Origin of the sequence: Rhizobium sp. BK512 (assembly GCF_014194915.1) — a bacterium.
Classification (GTDB): Bacteria; Pseudomonadota; Alphaproteobacteria; order Rhizobiales; family Rhizobiaceae; genus Rhizobium.
Map to the genome: position 1 here is coordinate 211,614 of NZ_JACIAS010000007.1, position 25,834 is coordinate 237,447.

A 25,834-nucleotide genomic window follows, 5' to 3' on the forward strand; every position below is an offset into this window, starting at 1 on the left:
CAGCACAGACTGGCCCGGTATAAGCCGGGCCTTTTTTATTCGGAGATGATCTTCACGCGGTCGCCAGGAGAAACGGCAGCGCCCGTCGGCAGGGCGTTGATCAGCTTGAAGAGATCGAGCTTGCGATCGGTGCCCATCATGCGGGAGGCGAGCGTAGTAATATTGTCGCCGGGGCGGACCGTGACCACCCGCACGCGCAGGGGTTTCAGCGAAGCTGCCTCATCCGGCGTCATACGGCGGAAGCTCGTACGTAGAACGTTTGCCGTCGGCTCCAGTGAAGGGTTTCCCTTCGGCACTGCTGTCAGAAAGCGGAAGATCTGGTTGTTGTTTCTGATGACAGTGACGTCGAAGTCCCAGCGGTCGGCAGTGGCGCGCGCGGTCGCAGCCTCCATGCCATTGACGTTGATCGGCTGGATGGTCGAAGGATCGAGGCCGGTAACCCAGCCGCTGGAAATGTAATTCGTCAGGCTCTGGTTCTGGTTGTCCGCCACGCCGTCAAAGCGGATGGCGATATCGTTCGGACCGGTTGCCATGACGGCCTCGACCTTGTTGTCGATGCTGAAGTCGGGCGGCACGTCAAAGCGGATGCCGAGGCCGCCGTGCAGGAATGTCTGGCCGCGCACATATCCCTCTTCCGGGCTGTCGCCATAGAGAAGGCCATCAATGCCATCGAGATAATAGTCACGGCCCTTGTCGCCGACCGAGCCCTCTTGGCCGAAGGCGCGGGCATGGCTGCGGGCAAGCTCGATGCGTTGGGCGGAGTTCGGATGGCTCGACAGGAAGTCCAGGCTCTGGTCGGCCTCGGGATCGACCGACATGAAGCGGCTATAGGCAGCCATGGAATCAAGGAATCGGGCTGCGGCATAGGGATCATAGCCGGCTTCGCCGAGCATGCGTACGCCGATAACGTCTGCCTGCAGTTCCTGCTGACGGGAGAATGCGGCGAGACGCAGCTTGCCGCGGGCAAGCGCCTGTTTGCCGGCTATATCACTCGATAGCACTTCGGCGACGACGCGGCTGGCGATGACTTCCGCCTCTTCGCGCTTTTGCCGTTCGATGCCGTGGTTTGCAGTGACGTGGCCCATTTCGTGCGACAGCACGGCCGCGACTTCCGAGGCGTCGTTGGCGAGCGCCAGCAGGCCGCGGGTGACGTAGAGATAACCGCCTGGCAGCGCGAAGGCGTTGATGGCGGGTGAATTCAGGATGGTGATACGGTAGGACTGGCTCGGATTTTCCGACACCGCCGTCAATGCGCCGGCGATGCGGGCAACAAGACGTTCGGTCTTGGCATCCTTGTATTCGCCGCCATAGCTCGCAACGATGCGCGGATGCTCGCGGGCGCCCATGGCGGCCCGCGGGTCATTCTTCTGCACTTCATCGACGATTTGCGGATTGGACGAAGGACCGACGGTCGGCTGATAGGATTGTTCGATCAGCGATTCGCAGCTGTTCAGTGCGACTGCACAGGCCGACAGCAACAGAAGACGGCGCCCCCAACGGAGCGGCACAAAAATGGCATCACTGGAAAGCGCGGGCGATTTCCACGTCGTCATGCTGTCCAGTCTGTCTCTCCGCACCATCTTAAGTCGCCGGTCTGCCGCGTCTTCGGGCCGGCCGTTGCCAGGAAAATTCAATAGGCTTCCGCCTCGGTTCTCGCACTGCACAATCGGCCCATCCAAGTCTTTGCTGTAGCCGATTTCCGCATGGGTTGCATAGCGAGACTCTATCTAAATGTGGCGCCGTTGCATTTCGGCAATGCCTCGCTTGTCGAGGCACTTCTGGCTCCGATGAAATTATGGCGAAAGTTCCATCGCAAGTGCAGATTCCGGCCGCACTGCGGAAAAAATCGGTCGGTACGGCGACCGATACGGGCAACTATAACGCCTGCGCGAAGAATGCAATTAATGGTTGCTCTGATTTGACTGAGTTGAGCAGACTCAGGGCTGGTCGTGCGCCTCCTGCTTATTCCGCAGCTTCGGCGGTGGCGCTGGCCGGGCTGGCCTTCTGTTCTCCGGCGCGGGGCAACTGTACAGGCTTCAGCATGATGGCGGCGACCAGACCGATCAAAGCAATGCCGCACGAGGTCATGAACAGCGGCGAGAAGGCGGAGGCATAGGCGTCTGCCACGGCCTGACGGCTGGCGTCGGGAAGCGCTGCCATCATTTTCGGTGTCAGTTCCTCGATATTGGCTACACCCGGTATGGAGGAGCCGAGTCTGCCGAGCTGCGATGCAATGATCGCACCGTAGATGGAGATGGCAATCGATGCGCCGCCCATGCGCGACAGCGTCACCGAGCCGGTCGCAGCACCCACATCGCGGGCCGGTGCGGCGTTCTGAACGCCGATGACTGGAACCTGCTGGGCAAGACCGATGCCAATGCCGTGCAGCAGCATGATCGCGCCGATGAAGACAATCGGCGTACCGGCATGAACCTGAGAGATCAGCGCAAAGGCGATGGCGCTGCAGGTCATGCTGGCGATCGCAAAAGGCTTGTAGCGGCCGGTCTTCGAAATGATGCGGCCGGCATTCAAAGAGCCGACGACGAGACCGCCCGTCAGCAGGATGAAGAGCAGACCAGCGCCCGAGGGTGTTAGACCCGTCGTCGTCTGCAGGAAAAGGGCGAGGTAATTGACCATGCCGATGGCAATGCCACCACCCATGATCGAGATCACCAGCAGCAGACTGAACGTGGAATTGCGGAAAAGCGGCAGCGGCACGATCGGCTCCGACGCGCGGCGCTCGACGAAAACCCAGGTGATGGCGCAGATCACGCCGAAGGTGACGATGCCGATGCTCTGCGGCGAGATCAGCGCACCGAAAAGCTCGCTGCTGTCGGTCGCAAGTACGATGCTGGTTGTCGTCAGCGCCAGCAGGAGCGCGCCGGCATAGTCGATCTTCGGTCGGCGATGCGGCTTGCGGTAGGGCAGCATGAAGGCAAGGCCGGTAAGCACGATGAAGCCAATCGGGACATTGACGAGGAAAATCGAGCGCCAACCGAAGAGATCGCTCATCGTGCCTCCGAGGACCGGGCCGATCGCGCCTGAAGCCATCAGTACAAGGCTGGAATAGCTTTGATAACGGGCGCGTTCGCGTGGCTCGAAGAGGTCGGCATTGACGGCGAAGATCGAAACCATGATGCCGCCGCCGCCGAAACCTTGCAGCACGCGCGCAGCGATCAACGTGTTCATGGATACAGCGAGACCGCAGACCGTCGACCCGATCGTGAAGATCGCGATTGCCGTCATCATCACATATTTGCGGCCGAAGAGATCACCGAGCTTGCCATAAAGAGGCATGACGGCACTCAGTGACAGCAGATAGGCCGAACCGACCCAACCGAAGCGATCCAGGTGACCAAATTCGCCGACGATGGTCGGCAGTGCGGTGGACACGATCTGATTATCCAGCGTGGCCATGAACATGGCGGTCATCAGGAAGAAGAAGAGGATGAGCCGTCGACGGGGATCCGTTACGAGCGGTGCGGGGGTGAGTTGCATATCCATGGGATGCCATTTTCATTAGGTCGGCTTTTTATGTGCTAATGTCATGTATTTGTCAATGGCACGTTATTGACATTGGCATATTTTAATTTTGATTCCCGTCTGTTATGGTTCCGTCATGAATGAAACCTTGACCAAGACAAGACCGACCGAGCTTGATGATCCTTCCATGGATAGCGTGCCGCGCATCGGCCGCACCATGACGCGCATGCGTATGATGACGGGCCGCCGGCTGATTGGCCGGCTGGCGATTCAGAGCGTGGCGCCCGATCTGGAACTCTCGCATCTCGATGTGCTCGATGCCGTGAGGCGGGCTCAGGCAAACGGCGAAGCAACTGTTGGTGCCATTGCCGAGACGCTGCGCATCGATCCATCGCGGGCGAGCCGGGTCGTGTCCGATATGGTCGGCCGCAACGTCCTGCGCCGCGAGGCCTCACAGGCGGATGCACGACGGATCGTCGTCGTCATGACGCCGGTCGGGCAGAATTTGCTGGCAGAAATCCAGGCTCAGAAGCTCGCCTTCGTTTCCGAGGTCGTGCGGGACTGGCCACAGGAGGAAATCGACACCTTCTCGCGGCTGTTCGAGAAATTCATCGGCGGCTACGAGACGATCTTCCTTTCCCGCGACAAGGATACGCCGGGCTGAAGAAAATAGTCCGGGCGTTTGATCTCGCTCAAGCTGACCCGTCCGAGGCAAGCCTAAGTCTCTCTCCGTTCGACGAGATCAGGAGAGATTCACATGAAACATCATCCGCTTCGGCTGCGGGGTATTTTCGCCGCCATCGTTTTCGTGTCCTTCGGGCATGCGGCGCTTTCCGCCGATCTGGCGCCTCCACCGGCTGCTGTACAAAGCGCATGGCAGATACGCCTGCGTGCGCTCGGCGTGATCACGCGCGACAATGGTTCGGTCGATGGCATTTCCGGATCCGGTCTGTCCTATTCGGACACAGTGGTTCCGGAAGTGGATATCTCCTATTTCTTCACCGACAATATTTCGGCGGAGCTCATTCTCGGCACGACCTATGCCAATGTGCAAGGCGAAGGCTCGATTGCCGGCCTCGGAAAAATCGGCAAGGCGTGGCTTTTGCCGCCAACGCTGACGCTTCAATATCATTTTACCGATTTCGGTGCCTTCCAGCCCTATCTCGGTGCCGGTGTGAACTATACGGTCTTCTACAACCAGTCCGGCAAGAGCGCCGACAGGCTCGACGTGAAGAACACGTTCGGCGTGGCGCTGCAGGCGGGCTTCGACTACATGTTCGATGAACACTGGGGGGCGAACCTGGACGTGAAGAAGATATTCCTGCGCCCGGATTTCGATGCGACAGTCGGCGGCGCCGATGTCAGCGGCAAGGCAAAACTCGATCCCTGGCTGATTGGCGCCGGTGTAACCTACCGCTTCTAAACTGAAGGCGCCGGATTCGCGCCGCCTCTTCCCCTTCACCCCCCGTTTGCGCTATGGGCAATGCCCATGAGCCAATCCACCTTCACCATCCTGCTCGGCGGGGCACTCAGCCTGACGGATCGTCTGCGTGACGCCGTGCGGGACAGCCGCTTCATCGCGGCTGACGGCGGCATGCGCCACGCAGCGGCGTTGGGGGTGGTGCCGGAATTGTGGGTTGGCGATTTCGATTCCACACCGCCGGATCTCGACGGTGCATTTCCTGACGTGCCGCGCCAGCCCTATCCGGCCGCAAAGGCCGCGACTGACGGTGAAATCGCCGTTTCCGCGGCGATCGATCGTGGCGCCAAACGGCTGATCCTTGCCGGCGCCCTGGGTGGCGAACGCTCCGACCACGCGCTTCAACATTTGCTATACGGTGTCGAACTGGCCCAGGAAGGCTTTGACGTCCTGCTCACGTCGGGCAGCGAGGAGGCAGTGCCTTTGCTTCCCGGCTCGCTCGAGATCGATCTTCCCCAAGGCAGCCTGTTTTCCGTGCCAGGGTTCAGCGAATTGAAGGGGCTATTCATAGAGAATGCCCGCTATCCGCTCGCTGACTTCCATTTGCCCTTCGGCTCGTCGCGCACCATTTCCAACGTGGCGGAGGGCCCTGTGCGCTTTTCGCTCGCCAGCGGCAGGGCCATCGTGCTCGCGCGGCCTTATGATCTTTCCGGAGTCTGATACTTGGCGCCCCCCATTCTGAAACTTGACGACATCTTCCTGAGCTTCGGCGGCACACCGCTCTTGGCAGGCGCCGCCCTGCAGGTGGAAGCCGGCGACAAGATCTGCCTTGTCGGCCGCAACGGCTCGGGCAAATCGACGCTTCTGAAGATCGCTGCCGGCCTCGTCGACGCACAGTCGGGCGACGTTTTCCGCCATCCGGCGTCGACGGTGCGCTACCTGGAGCAGGCGCCGGATTTCGCCGGTTTCCAGACCGTGCAGGCCTATGCCGAGGCTGGGCTCGGACCGGGCGACGATCCCTATCGCGTTACTTACCTGCTATCGCATCTCGGACTGACCGGGGAAGAGGACCCGAATAACCTTTCCGGCGGCGAGGCGCGCCGCGCGGCCCTCGCTCGCGTGCTGGCGCCGGAGCCTGATATCCTGCTGCTTGACGAGCCGACCAACCATCTCGACCTGCCGACCATCGAATGGCTGGAAGGCGAGCTGCAGAAGACGCGCAGTGCGCTGGTCCTGATTTCGCATGACCGTCGCTTCCTCGAAAAAGTCTCGACGGCGACAGTCTGGCTGGATCGCGGTACATCGCGGCGGCTCGACAAGGGCTTTGCGTTTTTCGAAGCCTGGCGCGATCAGGTGCTGGAGGCGGAAGAGCTGGAACAGCACAAGCTCGGCAAGGCGATCGAACGTGAGGAGCACTGGCTGCGCTACGGCGTAACCGCGCGGCGCAAGCGCAATATGCGGCGCCTCGGCGAATTGCAGACGATGCGGGCGCAATATCGCGGTCACAAAGGGCCGCAGGGAACGGTCCAGGCGAGTGCTTCCGACGCGCAGGAATCAGGCAAGCTGGTCATCGAAGCGGACAAGATCACCAAGAGTTACGATGACAGGCCGATCGTCACGCCATTTTCGATCCGCGTGCATCGTGGCGATTGCATCGGTCTCGTCGGGCCGAACGGCGCCGGCAAGACGACGCTCCTGAAGATGCTGACGGGACAGCTTTCGCCTGACAGCGGCACGGTGAAACTCGGCACCAATCTCGAAATCGCCACCCTCGACCAGAAGCGCGAGGATCTGAATCCTGACGATACGCTTGCCAATTACCTGACGGACGGGCGCGGCGAGAATCTGCTGGTCAATGGCGAGCAGCGGCATGTGACCGGCTATATGAAGGAATTCCTGTTCCAGCCGGAGCAGGCGCGCACGCCGATCAAGAACCTCTCCGGCGGCGAGCGCGCCCGGCTGATGCTGGCGCGCATCCTGTCACGACCGGCAAACCTGCTCATTCTCGACGAACCGACCAACGACCTCGACATAGAGACGCTGGATCTGCTGCAGGAGATCGTCACGGGCTTTGTCGGCACCGTCATCCTCGTCAGCCACGATCGCGATTTCCTCGACCGCACGGTGACCTCGACGATTGCGCCTGCCAATCCGGAAACACCGGATGGGCGCTGGATCGAGTATGCCGGCGGTTATTCCGACATGCTGGCACAACGCAAGGGTGCGGCCGAGGAGCGTAGGCGGGCCGAGAAAGCGGCGGAAAAGCCGAAGGCGCAGGAGGTTGCGGCTGCCGCTCCTTCGGCTTCAAAGGGCAAGCTCTCCTATAAGCAGAAATTCGCGCTCGAAAACCTGCCGAAGGAAATGGCCAAGGCGGAAGCGGAGATTGGCAAGCGGGAGGAGAGGATGGCTGATCCGAACCTCTTCACCAAGGATCCGGCGGCCTTCAATCGGCTGGCTGGCGAGATGGAGAAGCTGCGCGAAAGTCTGGTCAAGATGGAAGAGGAATGGCTGGAACTCGAAATGTTGCGCGAGGAGCTGGAAGGCTGATCCGAAAAAAATTCTTCCGTTTGTCGGATCGGGTGGTTTTCGTCCGTCCTTGAGCCGAACGTGATCAACGGCATGGCGCCGTTACACCAAAGGGAGATTTTTCATGCGCATGATTTTCGTGAACCTGCCGGTCAAGGATCTCGTCAAGTCGAAGGAATTCTTCTCGGCGCTCGGCTTTTCCTACAATCCGAATTTTACCACAGACGATGCCGCCTGCATGATCGTCGAGGAAAATATCTATGTGATGCTGCTGACCCACGCCCACTTCCAGCAATTCATCGAAGGCGATATCGCCGATACGTCGAAGGGTAAGGAAGTCCTAACCTGCCTTTCGGCCGGCAGTCGCGGCGAAGTGGATGACTACTTGAAAAAGGCATTAGCGGCCGGCGGCAAGCCCTGGAAGCCGATCCTCGACATGGGGCCAATGTATGGGTGCAGCTTCCAAGACCCCGACGGCCATGTCTGGGAAATCATGTACATGGATATGTCCGCGGCCGGCTGAGGCGGTCTCTGCGGACTCGGGCAACGACCGGTTTGCCGGGGTCCGCTCCCTCACTTTTCCTTGATTCGCACGTGTCGCGACACGCGGCATACACTGCTTTCCGGCAGCCGGGGATTGTGCCGATCAATGGCGATAAGGAAGAGTCACATGTCTCGCAAATCCTATACCAGAATAATCATGGCGCTTGCAGCCAGCAGCTTCCTCGTGCTTGGCCTTTCGCAGGCGGCGAGTGCGCAGGAAAGCCAGCGCTTGCGCGTGCGGGGCACGATCGAGAGCCTCAACGGCGATACCCTTGTCGTCAAGACGCGCGAAGGCAGCGATGCGACGGTTGCGCTCAAATCGGGCTGGAAAGTCGCCGGTATCAAAAATGCATCGGTCGACGACATCAAGGTCGGCGATTTCGTCGGAGTTGCCTCGCTGCCGAAAGGCACCGGTCCCGATGGTGCCATCGAAGTACTGATCTTCCCCGCGTCGATGAAAGGCACCGGAGAAGGCAACCGTCCGTGGGATCTGCAGCCGAATAGCTCGATGACGAATGCGACCGTCAGCAATGCGGTGAAGGCCGTCAATGGACATACGATCACGCTGACTTATCAGGGCAAGGAAAAGACCGTCTCGATTGCCGACGGCACGCCGATCGTCACCTTTGCTCCAGCGACGAAAGCTGATCTGAAGCCGGGTGCCGGTGTCATCGTCATGGCGGAAAAGGCAGCCGACGGGGCCATCTCGGCTTCGCAGGTCACCGTCGGCGTGAATGGTGTGACGCCGCCAATGTGAGCTCGTCCGGAGCTCCCGGACACCAAACGCCGCACATTTTGCAGGAGTTTTGCTAGAGCGCCGGGGCAGGAGCTGCCGCGGCGCTCGATCCGGCCGCGGTTGCCGGTGATTGCTCCTCCGGTTTGGAAGGCAATGCCTGCAGGTGCAGCGTGCGCGGGTGCAGTGCCTCCATATAGGTTTCCGAACGGCCGATATAGATCATGCTGGTCTCCGGCATGGTGGTGAGCAGCTTGTTCATCGTGTGCTGCCATTCGGGCTCCATGCCTTCGAGCACTTCGTCGAAAACGACCCAGCGCGGCTTCACGAGCAGCAGGCGGGCAAAAGCGATTGCCTTCTGCTCATCGGCATCGAGAAGCTTGTCCCAGCGTGCGCGGCTATCAAGGCGGGCTACAAGCGAATGCAAGCCCGCAGCCTCAAGCGCGGCTTCGATGGCCGTCCTATCAAAGGCCTCGGGTTTTCCCGGGAAAGCGATTGCCTCGCGCAGCGTGCCGCCCGGTACATAGGCGACCTGGGGGATGAACAGAATGTCGTCAATCGGGGGCAGGCCGATCGTGCCCTTGCCGCAGGGCCAAAGGCCTGCCATGGCTTGGAAGAGCAGGCGGCGGTTCACGCTGTGATCGCCGTTGATCATGACCTTTTCCCCGGCCTTGATCACCACGTCCGTCTCACGCAAGCGGAAGCCGCCGCAATCATCGATCTCCTCGCCAAGCTTGGCGACGATGACGATATCCTTCAGCGTCAACGTATCAGGTGCGGTTTTCTCATAGACGATGGAATCCTTCAAATCGAAGCCATCATCCATCTCCTGAAGCGCCTGGCGGAAGTCGGTGACACGCATCAATGTCGCGCGCCATTCGGCGATCGGGCCGAAATTCGCGACATACCAGCGCAACGCGGTATTGACCTGGTTGAACGCGCCGACCGACATCATCAGCTGCCCGAAGGTCAGGCCGCCGGAAAAATAAGCGGGCGCGGCGACGATGATCGGAATGACGATGACCAGCCAGCCATAGCCTGCCGAAACCCAGGTCAGGTTGGTATTGGCCATGGCGAGCCGCTTGATGACCGCGAGAACGTTGCTGATATCGTTGTTGATCCGCTTGCGCTCGTTCTCTTCGCCGCGCGCCACTGTGATCGCCGGCATATTTTCGTTGGCATGCATCAGCGCAAAGCGCAACTCGGCTTCCTTGGAAAACCGGTCGGCATTGAGCTTGACGAGCTTGCGGCCGACGACCTGGCTCAATACCGAGGCCGATGCAGCATAAAAGATTGCCGCCCAGACCATATAGCCGGGGATGGTGAAGTTGTAGCCGCTGATCCGGAAGATGAAGCCGCTCGAAAGCTCCCACAACACGCCGATGAAGCTGACGAGCAGAATGGTCGACTGCAGGAGGCCAAGGGCGAGGTTGGTCGTGCTTTCAGCGAGATTGCGAGAATCTTCGTGCAGGCGCTGGTCGGGATTAACGCCGAGGATGCCGATGGTGGAGAGTTTGAGGGCACGCTTGCGCTCCAGCCACTGATCGACGAGATCGCGCGAAAGACCTTCGCGCATGTAAAGCGCCGTCATCTGGTTCAGCCATGCCTGCAGCACGTTGAGCAGCAGCAGCGCACCGGCGATCATCGCGAAGACTTCGAGCTGGCGGAAAAACTCGCCAAGATCACGACGCTCAAGGGAATCGTAGAAAGGGGCGTTCCATTCGTTGAGGATCACCTGTCCATAGGCGGTCGCCAGGATGATGACCACCAGCAGGATCGCAAGCGCGACGACCTTGCCGCGGACCTGCGAATTCCAGAATGCGGAGAACATCACTCCAAGCCGATATGTCAGGCTGAGATCGTATCCCACCCGGTCCTGATTCTGGATGCCCTTCCCCCCTTTGACGTCAGTTTTCATTATTTTTTCCAAAATCGCCCATCACACCATTAATACCATGGGGGCGTTACTGGTCCATCAACAGATTCCACCACCCATAAAGAAAGCGTGATGGTTTGGACAGTTGTTCTTATTGACAGTTGATTCGCGGGCGCACTGGCGTTAATTATGATGTCTCGTGGTGATTTGGCCGGCCGGCTTGCAGCCACGTTAAATAAGTCGCTAAAGGGCCGCGTGCGGACCGGTAGCGATTCTTTCGCCGCCGGTTTTTTATTTTGATCGAGTTGACCGCAATGCCCATCAAAATCCCCGATACGCTGCCAGCCTTCGAAACCCTCGTCAACGAGGGCGTGAGGGTGATGACCGAAACGGTGGCGATCCGTCAGGATATCCGCCCGCTGCAGATCGGGCTGCTCAACCTCATGCCGAACAAGATCAAGACCGAAGTGCAGATGGCGCGCCTGGTCGGCGCTTCGCCGCTGCAGGTGGAATTCTCGCTGATCCGCGTCGGCAACCACAAGGCCAAGAATACGTCTGAAGAACATCTGCTCGCCTTCTACCAGACCTGGGAGGAAGTGAAGCACCGCAAGTTTGACGGCTTCATCATCACGGGCGCGCCAATCGAGACGCTGCCTTACGAGGACGTTACCTATTGGAAGGAAATGCAGCAGATTTTCGACTGGACGCAGACAAATGTCCATTCGACCATGAATGTCTGCTGGGGCGCGATGGCGGGGATTTATCATTTCCACGGCGTGCCGAAGTATGAGCTGAAGGAAAAGGCCTTCGGCGTTTACCGCCACCGCAATCTCAAGCCGTCTTCCGTTTATCTCAACGGTTTCTCCGACAATTTCGAGGTTCCGGTGTCGCGCTGGACCGAGGTGCGCCGGGCCGACATCGAGAAGATCGACGGCCTCGAGATCCTGATGGAATCGAGTGAGATGGGCGTCTGTCTCGTGCACGAGCCGAAGGGCCGGCGGCTTTATATCTTCAATCACGTCGAATACGATTCCACGTCTCTTTCGGACGAATATTTCCGCGACGTGAATGCCGGCGTGCCGATCAAAATGCCGCACAACTATTTCCCGCATAACGACCCGGCGATCGCGCCGCAGAACCGCTGGCGCAGCCATGCGCATCTGCTTTTCGGCAACTGGATCAACGAGATCTACCAGACGACATCCTACGATATCGAAGAGATCGGCTCGGACATCTGAGCGTCACCAGTCAGGTTTAGAAATGACGCCGTCGCATTTCTGCGGCGGCGTTTTGTTTTCCGGCCCTGCCCGGTTGCGGTTTGCGGCGAATGGGGGCAGGTTCCGGTTCCTGAATCCTAGGGATGGAGTGAGCGTCGATCATGGCGGACAAATTGGAACGGGAAGTTTTCGGACAGACGAAGGACGGAGAGACCGTCCATCGTGTCGTCATCCGCGGCGGCGGACTGACGGTCAAGGTATTGAGCTGGGGCGCGGTCATCCAGGATGCGCGGCTGGAGGGTCATGACGCACCGCTCGTCCTCGGCTTCGAGGATTTCGAAGGCTATCTTGCTCATTCGCCCTTCTTCGGCGCGACGCCGGGACGCTGTGCAAACCGCATCGGCGACGGAAAGTTTTCGCTCGACGGCAAGAACTACCAGCTCGAACTGAACGAGAAGGGCGTCACGCATCTTCACGGCGGCAGCAACAATATCGGTACGCTCGTCTGGACGATCGTCGAGCACGAGAGCGACCGTGTCGTGCTGAAGATCGTCGATCCCGATGGCCGCGCCGGTTATCCCGGCAACTGCACGATCCAGGCGACCTATCGCGTGCATGGCAACGGCGAGCTTTCGGTCAACTACGAGACGGTGACGGATCAGCCGACGATCGCCAATGTCTGCCAGCACTCCTATTTCAATCTCGACGGCCGGGACGATGCACTGGCGCATGACATCATGATCGCCGCCGACCACTACCTGCCGACCAACGAGAAGCAGATACCGACCGGCGAGATCCGCTCCGTCGAGGGCACCGCGTTCGACTTCCGGGTGATGGCGCCGATGAAGCGTTTCGACGGTCAGGAGCAGGCGCTCTATGACCATAATTTCTGCTTCTCGCGCGAGCGCACGGCCAAGCGCTCGGTCGTGCTTGCCCGCAGCCTGCACTCCGGCGTCTCGCTGGAGGTGCGCACGACCGAGCCGGGCGTACAGTTCTATGCCGGTTTCAAACTCGGTGTGCCGGTGCCTGGTCTTGGCGGCCGCAAATATGGTCCTTTCGCCGGCTTTTGCCTCGAGACGCAGATCTGGCCTGACGCCATCAACCATGCGGGCTTTCCGAACGCGGTTCTGCGTCCCGGTGAGGTGCTGCGGCAGGAAACGGACTACATCTTCACGAAGAGCTGAGCTCAGCCTTCCGGCCTAGATCAATGAAACCCTCGCGGTGTCTCGCGAGGGTTTTTCTTTTTCGGCGGAATGAATCTGCTTGCCGATTGGTTCTAAATAGGTTCTATTGCGTGTCCATGGATAGAACCAGTCTGATAGCGGAACTGAATGGCCGTGGGCTGCGCGACGAGGCGGCGACTGGACCGCTTTACAAGCGGCTGGCACAGGCGCTCACCGGTCTCATCCAGGAAGGTCTGCTGAAACCCGGAACAGCGCTGCCCGGCGAACGCGACCTGGCGGAAGCCCTGAAGCTTGGCCGGGTGACGGTTCGGACAGCCTATCGCGACCTCATGACATCGGGCGCGCTGGAATCGCGCCATGGCAGCGGCACTTTCGTTTCCAGCAGGGTGGAGCGCATGGAGCAGTCGTTGTGGCGGCTTTCCTCCTTCTCCGCGGACATGCGCTCGCGCGGGCGCTCGCCGGCGGCGAAGATCCTGTCGCGCACCATCAACAATCCCTCCCCGGAAGAATCCTTCCTGCTTGGTCTCGGTGTGGATGAGCCGGTTTTGCGGCTCGATCGCCTTCGTCTGGCCGACGGGCTGCCGCTTGCGATCGAACGCGCCGTCGTGCCGGTCAAATTTCTCGGCGAGGATGCCGGCGGCGAAGGCTCGCTCTATGATGCGCTTGCCCAGAGCGGCCACAAGCCGGTGCGCGCCATGCAGCGCCTGACCGCCGTCACGCTCGATCCTTCATCGGCGGCTATTCTTGCCGTGAAGGCCGGTGCGCCGGCGCTTCTGATCGAACGCGTTTCACGCCTGGAAGACCAGCGTGTCGTCGAATACACCCGCTCGCACTATCGTGGCGACGCCTATGACTTCGTTGCCGAATTGAGAATTGGAGATGACCTATGAGTGAGAACCAGTCGCTGATGCTGCAGGAAGCGGGCCAGTCGCCCGAGGTGGTCGCCACCCTGCTCGAAAAGGAAAAGCCGGCCTTCGCCGAAATCGCCCGGCTGTTCTCGTCCGCTCGCCCGAGCGTCGTGACGACGGCGGCGCGCGGTTCTTCCGACCATGCCGCGACCTTCTTCAAATATCTGTTCGAGATTACTTGCGGTGTGCCGGTCGCCTCGATCGGCCCGTCTATCGCCTCTGTTTATAACGCGCCCCTGCATCTGAAGGGCGGCATCCATTTCACCGTCTCACAGTCGGGCGCGAGCCCTGACATTGTGGCGCTGCAGGATGCGGCCAAGAAGGGCGGCGCAACGACGATTGCCGTGGTCAACGTCACAGACAGCCCCCTTGCGAACCAGGCCGATATCGTCCTCGGCCTCAATGCCGGCGCTGAAAAGAGCGTTGCAGCGACCAAGTCCTTCATTGCATCTGTTGCCGCCCTCACCGGCGTGACGGCTGCGATCGGCAGCAAGGCCGATCTGCAGGCGGCGCTCGAAAAACTGCCGGCCGCACTCGCTGCGACATCGGGCATCGATACGGCTGCTGCCGAGGAAGTTCTGTTCAACGCCGCCTCGCTCTATACCGGTGGCCGCGGCACGGCTTTCGCCATTGCTCTCGAAGCTGCGCTGAAGGCCAAGGAGACTGCCGGCCTTCATGCCGAAGCCTTCTCTCTTGCGGAACTGATGCACGGGCCGATGCGCCTGGTGCAGCCGGGCTTCCCGATTGTCGGCTTCGTGCCTGAAGATGCGGCCTTCGACAACAACGTGAAGGCCCTCGATCGGCTGCAGAAGCTCGGCGCTACCACCGTGCCCTTCTCGACGAAGCCTCTTGCCGGCGTTAATCTGCAGGTTCCGACGACCGGCAACGGTCTCGTTGATCCCCTGGTTTCGCTGCTCGTCTATTACCGTCTGATCGAGTCCGTCACGCGTCGCAAGGGTTTCGACCCCGACAAGCCGGCAAACCTGCTCAAGGTGACGGAGACCGTCTGATGCCCCACAAGATCTTCACCGGCGCTCGTATCTTCGATGGCGAACGCTTCCATGACGAGCGGGCGCTGATCGTCAAGGACGGACGCGTCGAGGCGATCGTCGGCCTGAATGATCTGCCCGAGGGCGATGTCGTGACGTTGGCAGGCGGCATATTGTCTGCCGGTTTCATCGATGCGCAAGTCAATGGCGGTGGCGGCCGCATGCTGAACGACGAGCCGTCGCCGAACTCGATGTACATGATTGCCGACGGACATCGGCCGTATGGAACGACGGCCCTGCTGCCGACGCTTATTACCGATACGGCAGAAGCGACGGCTGCCGCGATCGCGGCGGCAAAGATTGCGGTGAAGACGAACCGGGGCGTTGCCGGCCTGCATCTCGAAGGTCCGCATCTGGCGCCGGCGCGCAAGGGTGCGCATCTCGCCGAGCTGATGCGTCCGGTCGAAGACAGGGATGTCAAATCCTTCATCGCCGCGCGCGAGGAAATCGGCACGCTGCTCGTCACCGTGGCCGCGGAGCAGGTGACGGTTTCCCAGGTGCGCGAACTCAGCGAAGCCGGGGTCATCGTCAGCATCGGCCATTCCGACAGCACGAGTGAGGCAGCCGAAGTGCGTTTCGATGCGGGCGCACGTGGTGTCACGCATCTTTTCAACGCCATGAGCCAGCTGGCGCACCGCGCGCCGGGTCTTGTTGGTGCCGCGATCGATCATCCGTCCGTCTGGTGCGGCATCATTGCCGATGGACATCACGTCGATCCGAAGGCGTTGCGAACGGCACTGCGTGCCAAGCGCGGCGAAGGCAAGCTTTTCTTTGTGACCGATGCCATGTCGCTGGTCGGCTCCGAGATGGATACGTTCACCCTGAACGGCCGTACCGTGCGGCGCGAAAGGGGCGGTTTCTGCTCCAAACTCGTGCTGTCGGACGGCACGCTGGCGGGTTCGGATGTCGATATGGCTTCGACGATCCGTTACGGCGTCACCTATCTGGAGCTGACGCTTGCCGAGGCACTGAGGATGGCGACGCTGTATCCGGCGCGCTTCCTGAAGTTTGCCGATCGTGGTCAGCTCTCGCCGGGCGCGCGCGCTGATCTCGTGCATTTCACCGATGCGATAGAAGTGACGGCAACTTGGCTCAACGGCGAAATGGCGTGAAGGAGAGTGGCCGATGACTGACATTACGGACGCCTATTTCTCCAATCTCATCGGCCGGCTTGAGGAGCTGAAGCGGGCGCTTGCCGCGCCGATGGCGCAGGCTGCCGCTGTAATCCTCGAGGCGGCCCGTGGCGACAAGCGCGTCTATGTCTTCGGCACCGGCCATTCGCATATGCTGGCGGAAGAGGTGCATTATCGGGCTGGTGGGCTTGCCTTCACTGTGCCCATTCTCGTCGGCTCGGCCATGCTGCATGAGGGGGCGGTCATCAGCTCGGTCTATGAGCGCACGCAGGGCCTGGTGCGGCCGATGCTGGAGCGCTACGGCATGCAGCCGGGCGATGTCATTATCATCGCCTCCAATTCGGGCGTAAATGCCGCGCCGATCGAGGCGGCCGACTATGCGCGCGAGATCGGAGCAAAGGTGATAGCCATTACCTCGATCGCCTATTCGACGGCGATTGCCAATGGCCGCCGGCGGCTTGCCGATGTGGCCGACGTGGTTCTGGATAACGGGCTGCCGCCGGGTGACGCCGTCCTCGATCTCGAAGGTACGGGTCTTCGTGTCGGTCCGGTGTCTACGGCGGTCGGGGTGACGGTCATCAACGCCATCTTCGCAGATGTTGCTTCGCAGCTTTCGAAATCCGGTGACGCGCCCGTCTATCTCAGCGCTAATATGCCGGGTGCCGCTGAGATCAATCAGAAGCTGGTGAAGAAGTACCGGCCGCGTAATCCTCATCTCTGAGCAAATAGGCCGGCATGCTGCTGGCCTATTTGCTGTCTGGCCATCGGCAAAAATGAAATCGGCCCGAAGCGGTTGCTTCAGGCCGTTTTAAACTCTGAAAACTGATGCAATCAGTCCTTGGCGCGCTCGACGTAGGAATTGTCTTCCGTCGCGATGACGACGCGGGTGCCGGCATCGATATGCGGCGGAACCGAGGTGCGGATGCCGTTCGAAAGCATGGCCGGCTTGTAGGAAGAAGAGGCCGTCTGGCCCTTGACGACCGGTTCGGTCTCGACGATCTCAAGCGTGACGTGACGCGGCAGTTCCAGCGCCAGCGGATTGCCTTCGTGGATCGACAGGATGCAGGTCATGCCCTCCTGAAGGTAAGCCTTCTGGTCGCCCATGGTTTCGGCGCTGACCACGACCTGGTCGTAGGTGGCCGGGTTCATGAAGTGGAAGCCTTCGCCATCTTCGTAGAGGTACTGGAAGTTGACGTCTTCCACGAAGGCGCGCTCGACCTGTTCGGTCGTACGCCAGCGTTCGGAAACCTTCACGCCGTCGACGATGCGACGCATGTCGACCTGGGTGACCGGCGTGCCCTTGCCCGGGTGGAAATTCTGAGCCGTGAGAACGACGTAGAGCTTGCCGTCGACATCGAGAACGTTGCCCTTGCGGACCGAAGAGGCGATGACCTTGACCATAAGACTTCCTTGTAAGTCGGCTTTCGGCGTCGTAGAGGACAGTCAGAATAGTCCTGAAGACGCAAAATGTTTTTTCTTCGGGGCGGCACTAACCTAAAATCGCGGAAATAGCCACCCCATCCCCGCCGAATCCGGCAAGGAAGCGTTGTATGAACCTCACGAGCGCCAAGGCGTCTCCCTGGTGGACACCATCAGTGCATGCCGATCGCCGTCCGTTCCTTATCGGGCGCAACGCGATCCAGTCAGCGCTGCGGGGTTATTTTGCCCGTGAGGACTTCATTGAGGTCGATACGGCGACGCTGCAGGTGTCTCCCGGCAATGAGGCGCATCTGCATGCCTTCGCAACGCAGGCGCTGACGACGGACGGACAGGCTGCGCCCTTTTACCTACACACATCGCCGGAATTTGCCTGCAAGAAGCTTCTGGCCGCCGGTGAAGAACGCATTGCCTGCTTTGCGCATGTCTACCGCAACCGCGAGCGCGGGCCGCTGCACCATCCGGAGTTCACTATGCTCGAATGGTATCGGGCGGGTGAAAGCTATGAGAGCCTGATGATGGATTGCGTGCGCATGCTTGCGCTCGCTGCCGAGACGGTCAAGACCGCAATGCTTGCCTATCGCGGGACCGAGTGCGATCCCTTCGCCGGGCCGGAGCGTATCAGCGTCGCAGAAGCGTTCGCCCGCCATGCCGGCATCGATCTTCTGGCTTCTGTATCTGCTGACGGCTCGACCGATCGCGCGCATCTTGCCGCCGAAATGCGGCGGATCGGCATGCGCGTTGCCGATGATGATCATTGGGCCGATCTTTTCAGCCGGGTACTGGTGGAAAAGGTTGAGCCGCATCTCGGCTTCGGCCGCGTCACCATTCTCGACGAATATCCTGTTTCGGAAGCGGCTCTTGCGCGACCTTCGGCAGGCGATCCGCGCGTGGCGGAGCGCTTCGAGCTCTATGCCTGCGGGGTCGAGCTTGCCAACGGCTTTGGCGAACTGACCAATGCCGCAGAACAGCGGCGGCGTTTCGAGATCGAGATGAGCGAGAAGATGCGCGTCTACGGCGAGACCTATCCGCTCGACGAGGATTTTCTGGCTGCGCTGGCGATCATGCCGGAAGCTAGCGGCATCGCGCTCGGCTTCGACCGGCTTGTGATGCTGGCGACGGGAGCGTCGCGGATCGATCAGGTGCTCTGGGCGCCTGTTGCGGAGTATGGTCGATGAACGTCTTGCGGCCGATCAAGAGTGTCGACGATCTCGTCAGATCGGGCCTGATCGAGGACGCCGAGCGACTGGCGCTCGATGAGGTTGCTGCCCGCTATGCCATTGCGCTGACGCCTGCCATGGCAAGGTTGATCGATCATGCTGATCCGGCCGACCCGATTGCCCGGCAGTTTGTGCCCGATGCGGCGGAACTGGTGACCACGCCGGAGGAACGGGCCGATCCTATCGGCGACCATGCGCATAGCCCGGTGGAAGGCATCGTGCATCGCTATCCGGACCGCGTGCTGTTGAAAGCCGTGCATGTCTGCCCGGTCTATTGCCGCTTCTGCTTCCGGCGCGAGATGGTGGGGCCGCAGGGGCTTGGCACTCTCGAGCCGGCGGCGCTGGCTGCCGCCTTCGACTATATTCGCGGCCACAGCGAGATCTGGGAGGTGATCCTGACCGGTGGCGATCCGCTGGTGCTTTCACCACGTCGTCTCGGCGACATTCTAAGCGAGCTTGCGGCAATCCAGCATGTAAAAATCGTGCGTTTCCACACGCGGGTGCCGGTTGTCGACCCGCAGAAGATCAATGGGGCGCTGATCGCCTCACTGAAGGCGAGCGGCAAGACAGTTTATGTCGCGCTGCACGCCAACCATCCGCGCGAGCTGACTGCGGAAGCGCGCGCCGCCTGTGCCCGTCTTGTGGATGCCGGCATCGTCATGGTCAGCCAGTCGGTGCTTCTGAAAGGCGTCAACGATGATCCCGATGTTCTGGCGGAACTGATGCGAGCCTTCGTCGAGGCGCGGGTGAAGCCCTATTACCTGCACCATCCGGATCTTGCGCCCGGCACCAGTCATTTCCGCCTGTCGATAGAGGAGGGGCAGAAAATCGTCTCCTCGCTTCGCGGTCGTATCTCCGGTCTTTGCCAGCCCACCTATATTCTCGATATTCCCGGCGGCTACGGCAAGGCCGTGATCGGCGAAAGCGCCGTGCAGGCAGCCGGCGAGGGTTGTTATTCGATTTCGGACTATCGTGGCAACGAGCATCCCTATCCGCCCGCAGTTTGACGTAGCAGCGGGCTCCTGGCGTACCATTTCTGCACTTCGCACGGCTTGAGCGACTTGCTGCCCGATTTCTCGGGCTATATCAAACTATTGATAGAAATGAAGTATTAGGCCCCAACTAAGCATAATCCGTAAAATGCAAAGTATGAGTCTTAGTCATATTTAACTAATTATATTAGCGGAATGTTCTGTTTTCCGCACTAAAAGCACTCCCATGAAAAGGCGATGCATGCCGGCTCAGGATCATGAAAATCTGGAGTGAATGGGATGAACAAGACAGTCCGCGACCTCGTAGCCAAGTTCGGTAAGCTTCCTGTGCCCGTTGATCAGGTTGCCGACGATGCGGATCTCTACGCCGCGGGTCTGACGTCCTTTGCTTCCGTGCAACTCATGCTCGGCATCGAAGAGGCCTTCGACATCGAGTTTCCCGATAATCTCCTGAACCGCAAGTCCTTCGCGAGCATCTCGGCGATCGTCAAGACGGTCGATCTCATCCAGGATAGCCGAAAGGTCGCCTGATGAATTTCCCGGTCAAGATCACGGAAGACAGCCTGGTCGCAAGGGCTGCCCGCGTCGCCGAAATTGCGGCAAGACATGCGGATGCCGTCGATTTCGAAGGCCGTTTCCCGCAGGAAGCCGTCAACGCGATGAAGGCCGAGCGGCTGCTCGGTATCCAGATCCCCCGCCATCTTGGCGGCGAGGCTGCTTCCACGACCGATATTGCCGAATTGTGCTCGATGCTCGGCCAGGCCTGCGCGGCAAGCGCGATGGTCTTCGCCATGCACCATATCAAGCTTTCGAGCCTCGTCGAACACGGCGTCGACAGCGAATGGCATAGCGCTTTCATGCGCCGTATCGCCGCCGAACAGCTTCTGATCGCTTCCGCCACTACCGAAGGGGGGATTGGCGGCAACCTGCGCAACAGCATCTGCGCGATCGAAATCGACGGCGATGTCTGCAGGCTGCAAAAGGACGCGACCGTCATTTCCTACGGCTCGCATGCCGATGCCATTCTGATTACCTCGCGCAGCCATCCGCAGGCCGCTTCTTCCGATCAAGTCCTGACCGCCTTCTTGAAAGATCAGTACACACTCGAAAAGACGCATGCCTGGAACACGCTCGGCATGCGCGGTACCTGCTCCGACGGCTTCCTGTTCAAGGGTGAAGCACCGGCTAAACAGATCCTGCCCAAACCCTTTGCTGAGATCGCTGCCCAGTCGATGCTTGCCTCTTCGCATCTGCTCTGGAGCGGCGTGTGGTATGGTATCGCGGTTGACGCCGTTTCCCGCGCGCAGGCTTTCGTGCGCGCTGCTGCCCGCAAGTCTCCCGACGCTACCCCTCCCGGCGCGCTTCGCCTCGCTGAGGTTTCCAACCTCCTGCAGATGGTGAAGTCGAATGTGGTTGCCGGCCTCAAGGCCTATGAGGACGCCAAGGCTGACGGCGACAAGCTTTCCTCGATGGGCTTTGCCGTGGCGATGAACAACGTCAAGATCGCTTCCTCGGAAACGATCCTGGAGATCGTCAATCATGCCATGCTGATATGCGGCATCATGGGCTACAAGAACGGTACGCCCTTCAGCCTCGGACGCCATCTGCGCGATGCGCATTCCGCGCAGCTCATGATCTCGAACGACCGCATCCTCGGCAATACGTCGAGCATGCTCCTTGTCCATAAGCAGGACACTAGCCTACTGGGGTAAAGCCATGGATATGCAGACTTCGTTTCTGGACCGGCTCTTCGAGTCCGGCCTGCTGATCGATACCGGCGTTGACGGTCTTTATGGCCGCAGCGGCCAGTTCGAAGACGTCATCGCCGCTTTTGAACGGCTGATCGACAGGTTCGGTGGCGCCGATGGCGCCGAAGCGATGCGTTTCCCGCCCGGCATGAACCGTGCGCTCTTCGAAAAGAGCGGCTACATGAAGAGCTTCCCGCAGCTTGCCGGCACGGTGCACAGCTTCTGCGGCAGCGAACTCGACCATATGAGCCTGCTGCAATGCATGGAAGTCGGCGAGGATTGGACCAAGGATCAGAAGGCAACCGATATCGTTTTGACACCGGCCGCCTGCTATCCGCTTTATCCGACAGTTGCCAAGCGCGGCAACCTGCCGGCCAAGGGTGGCCTCTTCGATCTCCAGTCCTACTGCTTCCGCCATGAGCCGTCCAAGGATCCGGCTCGCCAGCAGCTTTTCCGCATGCGCGAATATGTCTGCATGGGCACAGAGCAGCATGTCACCGATTTCCGTCAGAGCTGGATGGACCGCGGCGTCGAAATGATGAAGCAGGTCGGCCTCGATGTGACGATCGATGTTGCCAACGACCCGTTCTTCGGCCGCGCCGGCAAGATGATGGTCAACAACCAGCGCGACCAGAACTTGAAGTTCGAGCTGCTGATCCCGATCACCTCGTCGGCAAACCCGACCGCGTGCATGAGCTTCAACTACCATCAGGACTCTTTCGGTGTGAAATGGGGCCTGAACCTCGAAGATGGCAGCGTGGCTCACACGGCTTGCGTCGGCTTCGGCCTCGAGCGCATCGCGCTCGCGCTCTTCCATCACCACGGCCTCGACGTCAAGGAATGGCCGGCCAGCGTACGGAAAGTCCTGTGGGGCTGAGCGGTTCCATGACCTCGGTTTTTGCGGGTATCGATCCCGATACCTACAAGCCGCATGCGCTGCATTCCGGCGAGCGCATGTGGCCGGAGACCAATTGTTATATCGATCTCTGGATCGAGGTGCTCTCGACTTTCGGCGTCGCACCCGAAGCGATGCTCGGCTTTACGCTGACGCAGGATTTCGAGGGCGACCAGTTCACCTTCTTCAAGGTACCGCTGGAGGATCTCGAAGCGCTCTATGGCATCCGCACCACCGAACTTGCGATCTACGACCGCGTGGAACGGCATGCCGAAGTGCAGATCGCCCGCGGGCGGCTCTGCCTGATCGAGATGGATTCCTTCTATATGCCGGATACGCGGGGCACTGCCTACCGGCAGGAGCACGGCAAGACCACGGTTGCGATCAACCGGCTGGACTTTGCCGGCAAGCGCGTCGACTATTTCCACAATGCCGGTTATTTCCGTATCGAGGGCGAAGATTTCGACGGGCTGTTCCAGTCGCATCTGACAGCTGAGGATGCGCCATTCCTGCCCTATACGGAATTCGCCAAGTTTCCGGAGCAGCCAGTAGGTGAAACGCATTTGCGTGAGGTTTCCCGTCGACTCCTTCACTTCCATCTCGCCCGCCGCCCGGGTGCCAATCCAATCCGCGCCTTTGCAGAAGTCTTCCCGCTGCAGGTTGAAGCGGTGGCTGATCGGTCCTTCGGCTTCTTCCACAAATATGCCTTCAACACGCTCAGACAGGTGGGGGCGAATTTCGAATTAGCGGCCGATCATCTGGCCTGGCTTTCGGCCGGCGAGTTCGGGGTCGCGATCGATGAAGCACGCCGCATCTCGGAGGTCGCGAAGTCTGTTCAGTTCCAGCTGGCGCGTGCTGTCACCCGCCGCAAGTTCGAGCCGTTGAAAGCGGCCCTTGATCCGGCTGCCGATGCATGGGATTCGATGATGGCATCGCTCGCGGAGCGGGCCTGAAGCCGGAGATCTGACCATGCGGGGGCGGTTGGCAAGCATAGGGGCTGAGGAAAGCCTTCTTACCGAAGGCTGGAATCTGGTTCTGACCGAGCCTGATGCTTGTGCGACGCCGCACGATATCCATCTGTCGGCGCAGTTCATTCCGGCACCCGTACCGGGCACTGTCGCAGCTGCGCTGGAAAGAGCCGGGCTTTTTGATCGGGAAAATCCTCAGGCGCTCAACACCAGGGACGCCTGGTATCTGACCCGCCTCTTCGATGCGGAGCCGGGCGAGGCGCTCCTGCGTTTTCAGGGGCTGGCGACGATCTGCCATGTTTTTCTGAACGGCGTTGAGATCCTTTTCTCCGAGAGCATGTTCACCGCCCATGAAATACCGGTGACGCTCGCAGGCGGTGATGAACTGGCGCTCTGCTTCCGGGCGCTCGCCCCGCGCCTTGGAGAACCCGGACCGCGAGCCCGCTGGCGCCCGCAGATGATCACGCCGCAAGGGCTGAAGAACATCCGCACGACGCTGCTCGGGCATATGCCCGGCTGGTGCCCGGAGATCCATGCGGTCGGGCCGTGGCGGCCGATCTCGCTCGTGCGCCGAAACGTCGCCTCTGTCGACAATGTCACGGTGCGTGCCGTTCTGGATGAAATTGGGACAGGACGGCTCAGCGTTTCTCTTCATGCAGATGGCGACGAGCCTGTGATGTTGCTGCGCTGCGCCGGTATCGAGCAGGGTTTCGAGAAGATCGGCGACAGGCATTATTCGGCAATCCTCAAGCTGCCCGAGGTCGAGGCCTGGTGGCCGCATACGCATGGCGCGCCGCATCTCTATGATGTGACGCTGGTTCTTGACGGCGAGGAACAGTCGCTCGGCAGGACGGGATTTCGGCGTATCGAGGTCGACCACGGCGCTGACGGCAGTGATTTCGCGCTTTGCGTCAACGGCGAACGGATCTTCTGCCGTGGCGCAGTCTGGACGACTGCCGACATAGCGCGGCTGCCGGGCGAGCGCGCCGATTATGAGCCCTTTCTGCGGCTTGCTGCCGAAGCCGGCATGAACATGATCCGCATCGGCGGGACCATGGCCTATGAGACGCCGGAATTCTTCGCGCTCTGCGACGAACTTGGGCTGATGGTCTGGCAGGACTTCATGTTCGCCAATTTCGACTATCCGAAGAACGACAAGGCCTTTATCGGCCATGTGCATGCCGAGGTGGAGGAATTCCTCCACGGCGTACAGCTTTCGCCGTCGCTCGCCGTGCTCTGCGGCGGCAGCGAAATCCACCAGCAGGCGGCGATGTTCGGCCTGCCCTCGGATTTCTGGAGCGGGCCGATTACCGACGAGATCATCCCGGCGATCTGCCAGCGCATGCGGCCTGACGTCCCTTACGTGCCGAATTCGCCTTATGGCGGAGCGATGCCCTTTTCGCCCAATGCGGGCGTCACGCATTATTACGGCGTCGGCGCCTATATGCGGCCGCTTGAGGATGCGCGCCGCGCGGAGGTGCGGTTTGCGGCGGAAAGCCTCGCCTTCGCGCATGTGCCGCAGCAGAAGACCTTGCAACGGCATCTCGACGTGCCCTCAGTTCACAGTCCGCTCTGGAAAGAGCGGGTGCCGCGCGACCGCGGCGCTTCCTGGGATTTCGAGGATGTCAGGGATTTCTATCTCGGGCTTCTCTATGACGTCGACCCCGCCAAGCTTCGCCGTGAAGATCCCGAACATTATCTCGACCTGTCGCGCGCCGTCACAGGTGAGGTGCTGGAGGAAACCTTTGCCGAATGGCGGCGCAAGGGATCGACCTGCAATGGCGCGCTTGTCTGGACCCTGCAGGATCTGTTGCCGGGTCCCGGCTGGGGCGTGATCGATTCCACTGGCGAGCCCAAACCTGTCTGGCATGCGATGCGCCGGGCCTTCCGTCCTGCGCAGGCAGTCTTTACGGACGAGGGGACGAATGGCCTCTATGTCCATGTCATCAATGAAACCGACAAGGTGGTGGCTCTCGAACTCGATGTCGCCTGCCTCCGTGAGGGGCGCCAGCAGGTCGCGAGCGGTAGCAAGGCCTTCAATCTCGATCCAAGAAGCGTGGAGCGGATTGCCTGCACCGATCTCTTCGGCGGCTTCTTCGATGCCACTTATGCCTTTCGTTTCGGCGCGCCATCGCATGACGTTAGCGTGGCGTGGCTGCGCTCGACGATGGACGGCGCGCTGCTGGCGCAGGCTTTTCATTTCCCGCGTGGCCGGGCGAAAGCCTTCCACGACGCGACGATCGAGGCGTCCTTCCTGCGTGAGGGCGATGATTGGTTTATCACGCTTACGACCGACAGGCTTGCCCAGTCGGTGCATATCGACGTCGAAGGCTACCGGGCCGAAGAGGACTGGTTCCATCTGGCACCAGGCCCTGCCAAGCGAGTGAAGCTCATCGCCGCTGCGGGCATTGATCGCGATGCATTGCCGGCAGGCGAAATCAGGAGCGTCGGCGCCTTGCGCCGTTTCGCGCTTTAGGGACCAGGGAGCGGTCATGACGATCA

At 60.5% G+C, this 25,834-nt stretch carries 23 protein-coding genes and 1 riboswitch; of the genes, 19 read left to right on the forward strand and 4 right to left on the reverse strand.

The window, feature by feature from the left end:
• Window positions 1-35: 35 nt before the first annotated feature.
• Complete coding sequence (locus tag FHX06_RS24380; protein ID WP_113209760.1) at window positions 36-1,580, reverse strand: M48 family metalloprotease; 1,545 nt, start codon at window positions 1,578-1,580, stop codon at window positions 36-38.
• A gap of 382 nt (window positions 1,581-1,962) precedes the next feature.
• Window positions 1,963-3,504, reverse strand: coding sequence for an MDR family MFS transporter (locus FHX06_RS24385; protein WP_113209759.1), 1,542 nt, complete (start codon window positions 3,502-3,504; stop codon window positions 1,963-1,965).
• Window positions 3,505-3,619: 115 nt separating this feature from the next.
• On the opposite strand from FHX06_RS24385, the gene FHX06_RS24390 reads away from it, so the two are divergent.
• The 6 genes from FHX06_RS24390 to FHX06_RS24415 all read left to right on the forward strand — a co-directional run bounded on the left by FHX06_RS24390 (window position 3,620) and on the right by FHX06_RS24415 (window position 8,729).
• Window positions 3,620-4,147, forward strand: coding sequence for a MarR family winged helix-turn-helix transcriptional regulator (locus tag FHX06_RS24390; RefSeq protein WP_112970928.1), 528 nt, complete (start codon window positions 3,620-3,622; stop codon window positions 4,145-4,147).
• Between the two features lie 93 nt (window positions 4,148-4,240).
• Window positions 4,241-4,906, forward strand: coding sequence for an OmpW/AlkL family protein (locus FHX06_RS24395; RefSeq protein ID WP_113209758.1), 666 nt, complete (start codon window positions 4,241-4,243; stop codon window positions 4,904-4,906).
• 60 nt (window positions 4,907-4,966) lie between these two features.
• Window positions 4,967-5,623: a thiamine diphosphokinase gene (locus FHX06_RS24400; protein ID WP_246715627.1), complete on the forward strand. Its 657-nt coding sequence runs from the start codon at window positions 4,967-4,969 to the stop codon at window positions 5,621-5,623.
• A gap of 3 nt (window positions 5,624-5,626) precedes the next feature.
• Window positions 5,627-7,450, forward strand: a complete 1,824-nt coding sequence (locus FHX06_RS24405; RefSeq protein ID WP_113013353.1) for an ABC-F family ATP-binding cassette domain-containing protein — start codon at window positions 5,627-5,629, stop codon at window positions 7,448-7,450.
• Window positions 7,451-7,553: 103 nt separating this feature from the next.
• Window positions 7,554-7,952 carry a VOC family protein gene (locus FHX06_RS24410; RefSeq protein WP_112544830.1) on the forward strand — a complete coding sequence of 133 codons (399 nt, stop codon included), beginning with the start codon at window positions 7,554-7,556 and terminating at the stop codon, window positions 7,950-7,952.
• A gap of 147 nt (window positions 7,953-8,099) precedes the next feature.
• On the forward strand, window positions 8,100-8,729 hold the full coding sequence (locus FHX06_RS24415) for a hypothetical protein (RefSeq protein ID WP_112544829.1): 630 nt from the start codon (window positions 8,100-8,102) through the stop codon (window positions 8,727-8,729).
• Window positions 8,730-8,781: 52 nt separating this feature from the next.
• On the opposite strand, the gene FHX06_RS24420 is transcribed toward FHX06_RS24415, so the two are convergent.
• Window positions 8,782-10,623, reverse strand: a complete 1,842-nt coding sequence (locus FHX06_RS24420) for an ABC transporter ATP-binding protein/permease (protein ID WP_183881154.1) — start codon at window positions 10,621-10,623, stop codon at window positions 8,782-8,784.
• A 147-nt stretch (window positions 10,624-10,770) separates the two neighbouring features.
• A riboswitch (SAM riboswitch) is annotated at window positions 10,771-10,848 on the forward strand.
• 47 nt (window positions 10,849-10,895) lie between these two features.
• Between FHX06_RS24420 and metA the strand changes: the two genes are divergently transcribed.
• The 6 genes from metA (at window position 10,896) to FHX06_RS24450 (ending at window position 16,793) form a co-directional block, all read left to right on the forward strand.
• Window positions 10,896-11,819, forward strand: coding sequence for a homoserine O-succinyltransferase (gene metA, locus FHX06_RS24425; protein WP_112544827.1), 924 nt, complete (start codon window positions 10,896-10,898; stop codon window positions 11,817-11,819).
• Between the two features lie 140 nt (window positions 11,820-11,959).
• A complete protein-coding gene (locus tag FHX06_RS24430; protein ID WP_113206120.1) occupies window positions 11,960-12,982 on the forward strand; it encodes an aldose epimerase family protein in 1,023 nt (340 codons plus the stop codon).
• A gap of 116 nt (window positions 12,983-13,098) precedes the next feature.
• The gene (locus FHX06_RS24435) at window positions 13,099-13,872 is read left to right on the forward strand and encodes a GntR family transcriptional regulator (RefSeq protein ID WP_112544825.1); all 774 of its coding nucleotides are present in this window, start codon (window positions 13,099-13,101) and stop codon (window positions 13,870-13,872) included.
• Complete coding sequence (locus FHX06_RS24440) at window positions 13,869-14,900, forward strand: SIS domain-containing protein (RefSeq protein ID WP_113013349.1); 1,032 nt, start codon at window positions 13,869-13,871, stop codon at window positions 14,898-14,900. Before FHX06_RS24435 ends, FHX06_RS24440 begins: the two co-directional genes overlap by 4 nt.
• On the forward strand, window positions 14,900-16,051 hold the full coding sequence (nagA, locus tag FHX06_RS24445) for an N-acetylglucosamine-6-phosphate deacetylase (protein WP_113209757.1): 1,152 nt from the start codon (window positions 14,900-14,902) through the stop codon (window positions 16,049-16,051). The genes FHX06_RS24440 and nagA overlap by 1 nt, the downstream gene beginning before the upstream one ends.
• 13 nt (window positions 16,052-16,064) lie before the next feature.
• Window positions 16,065-16,793: an SIS domain-containing protein gene (locus FHX06_RS24450; RefSeq protein WP_113209756.1), complete on the forward strand. Its 729-nt coding sequence runs from the start codon at window positions 16,065-16,067 to the stop codon at window positions 16,791-16,793.
• A gap of 110 nt (window positions 16,794-16,903) precedes the next feature.
• Here FHX06_RS24450 and efp read toward each other — a convergent pair whose 3' ends face one another.
• Window positions 16,904-17,473, reverse strand: coding sequence for an elongation factor P (gene efp / locus FHX06_RS24455; protein ID WP_112544821.1), 570 nt, complete (start codon window positions 17,471-17,473; stop codon window positions 16,904-16,906).
• Between the two features lie 149 nt (window positions 17,474-17,622).
• Here efp and epmA point away from each other — a divergent pair, with 149 nt between their 5' ends.
• The 7 genes from epmA to FHX06_RS24490 all read left to right on the forward strand — a co-directional run bounded on the left by epmA (window position 17,623) and on the right by FHX06_RS24490 (window position 25,808).
• On the forward strand, window positions 17,623-18,687 hold the full coding sequence (gene epmA, locus FHX06_RS24460) for an EF-P lysine aminoacylase EpmA (RefSeq protein ID WP_183849613.1): 1,065 nt from the start codon (window positions 17,623-17,625) through the stop codon (window positions 18,685-18,687).
• Window positions 18,684-19,736: a lysine-2,3-aminomutase-like protein gene (locus FHX06_RS24465; protein ID WP_183881156.1), complete on the forward strand. Its 1,053-nt coding sequence runs from the start codon at window positions 18,684-18,686 to the stop codon at window positions 19,734-19,736. The genes epmA and FHX06_RS24465 overlap by 4 nt, the downstream gene beginning before the upstream one ends.
• 264 nt (window positions 19,737-20,000) lie before the next feature.
• Window positions 20,001-20,252 carry an acyl carrier protein gene (locus FHX06_RS24470; RefSeq protein ID WP_112544818.1) on the forward strand — a complete coding sequence of 84 codons (252 nt, stop codon included), beginning with the start codon at window positions 20,001-20,003 and terminating at the stop codon, window positions 20,250-20,252.
• The gene (locus FHX06_RS24475) at window positions 20,252-21,433 is read left to right on the forward strand and encodes an acyl-CoA dehydrogenase family protein (protein WP_113144940.1); all 1,182 of its coding nucleotides are present in this window, start codon (window positions 20,252-20,254) and stop codon (window positions 21,431-21,433) included. Before FHX06_RS24470 ends, FHX06_RS24475 begins: the two co-directional genes overlap by 1 nt.
• A 4-nt stretch (window positions 21,434-21,437) precedes the next feature.
• Complete coding sequence (locus FHX06_RS24480; protein ID WP_112544816.1) at window positions 21,438-22,346, forward strand: amino acid--[acyl-carrier-protein] ligase; 909 nt, start codon at window positions 21,438-21,440, stop codon at window positions 22,344-22,346.
• 8 nt (window positions 22,347-22,354) lie between these two features.
• Window positions 22,355-23,317, forward strand: coding sequence for a DUF1839 family protein (locus FHX06_RS24485; protein ID WP_210300615.1), 963 nt, complete (start codon window positions 22,355-22,357; stop codon window positions 23,315-23,317).
• Between the two features lie 16 nt (window positions 23,318-23,333).
• A complete protein-coding gene (locus tag FHX06_RS24490) occupies window positions 23,334-25,808 on the forward strand; it encodes a glycoside hydrolase family 2 protein (RefSeq protein WP_183881160.1) in 2,475 nt (824 codons plus the stop codon).
• Window positions 25,809-25,834 lie beyond the last annotated feature (26 nt).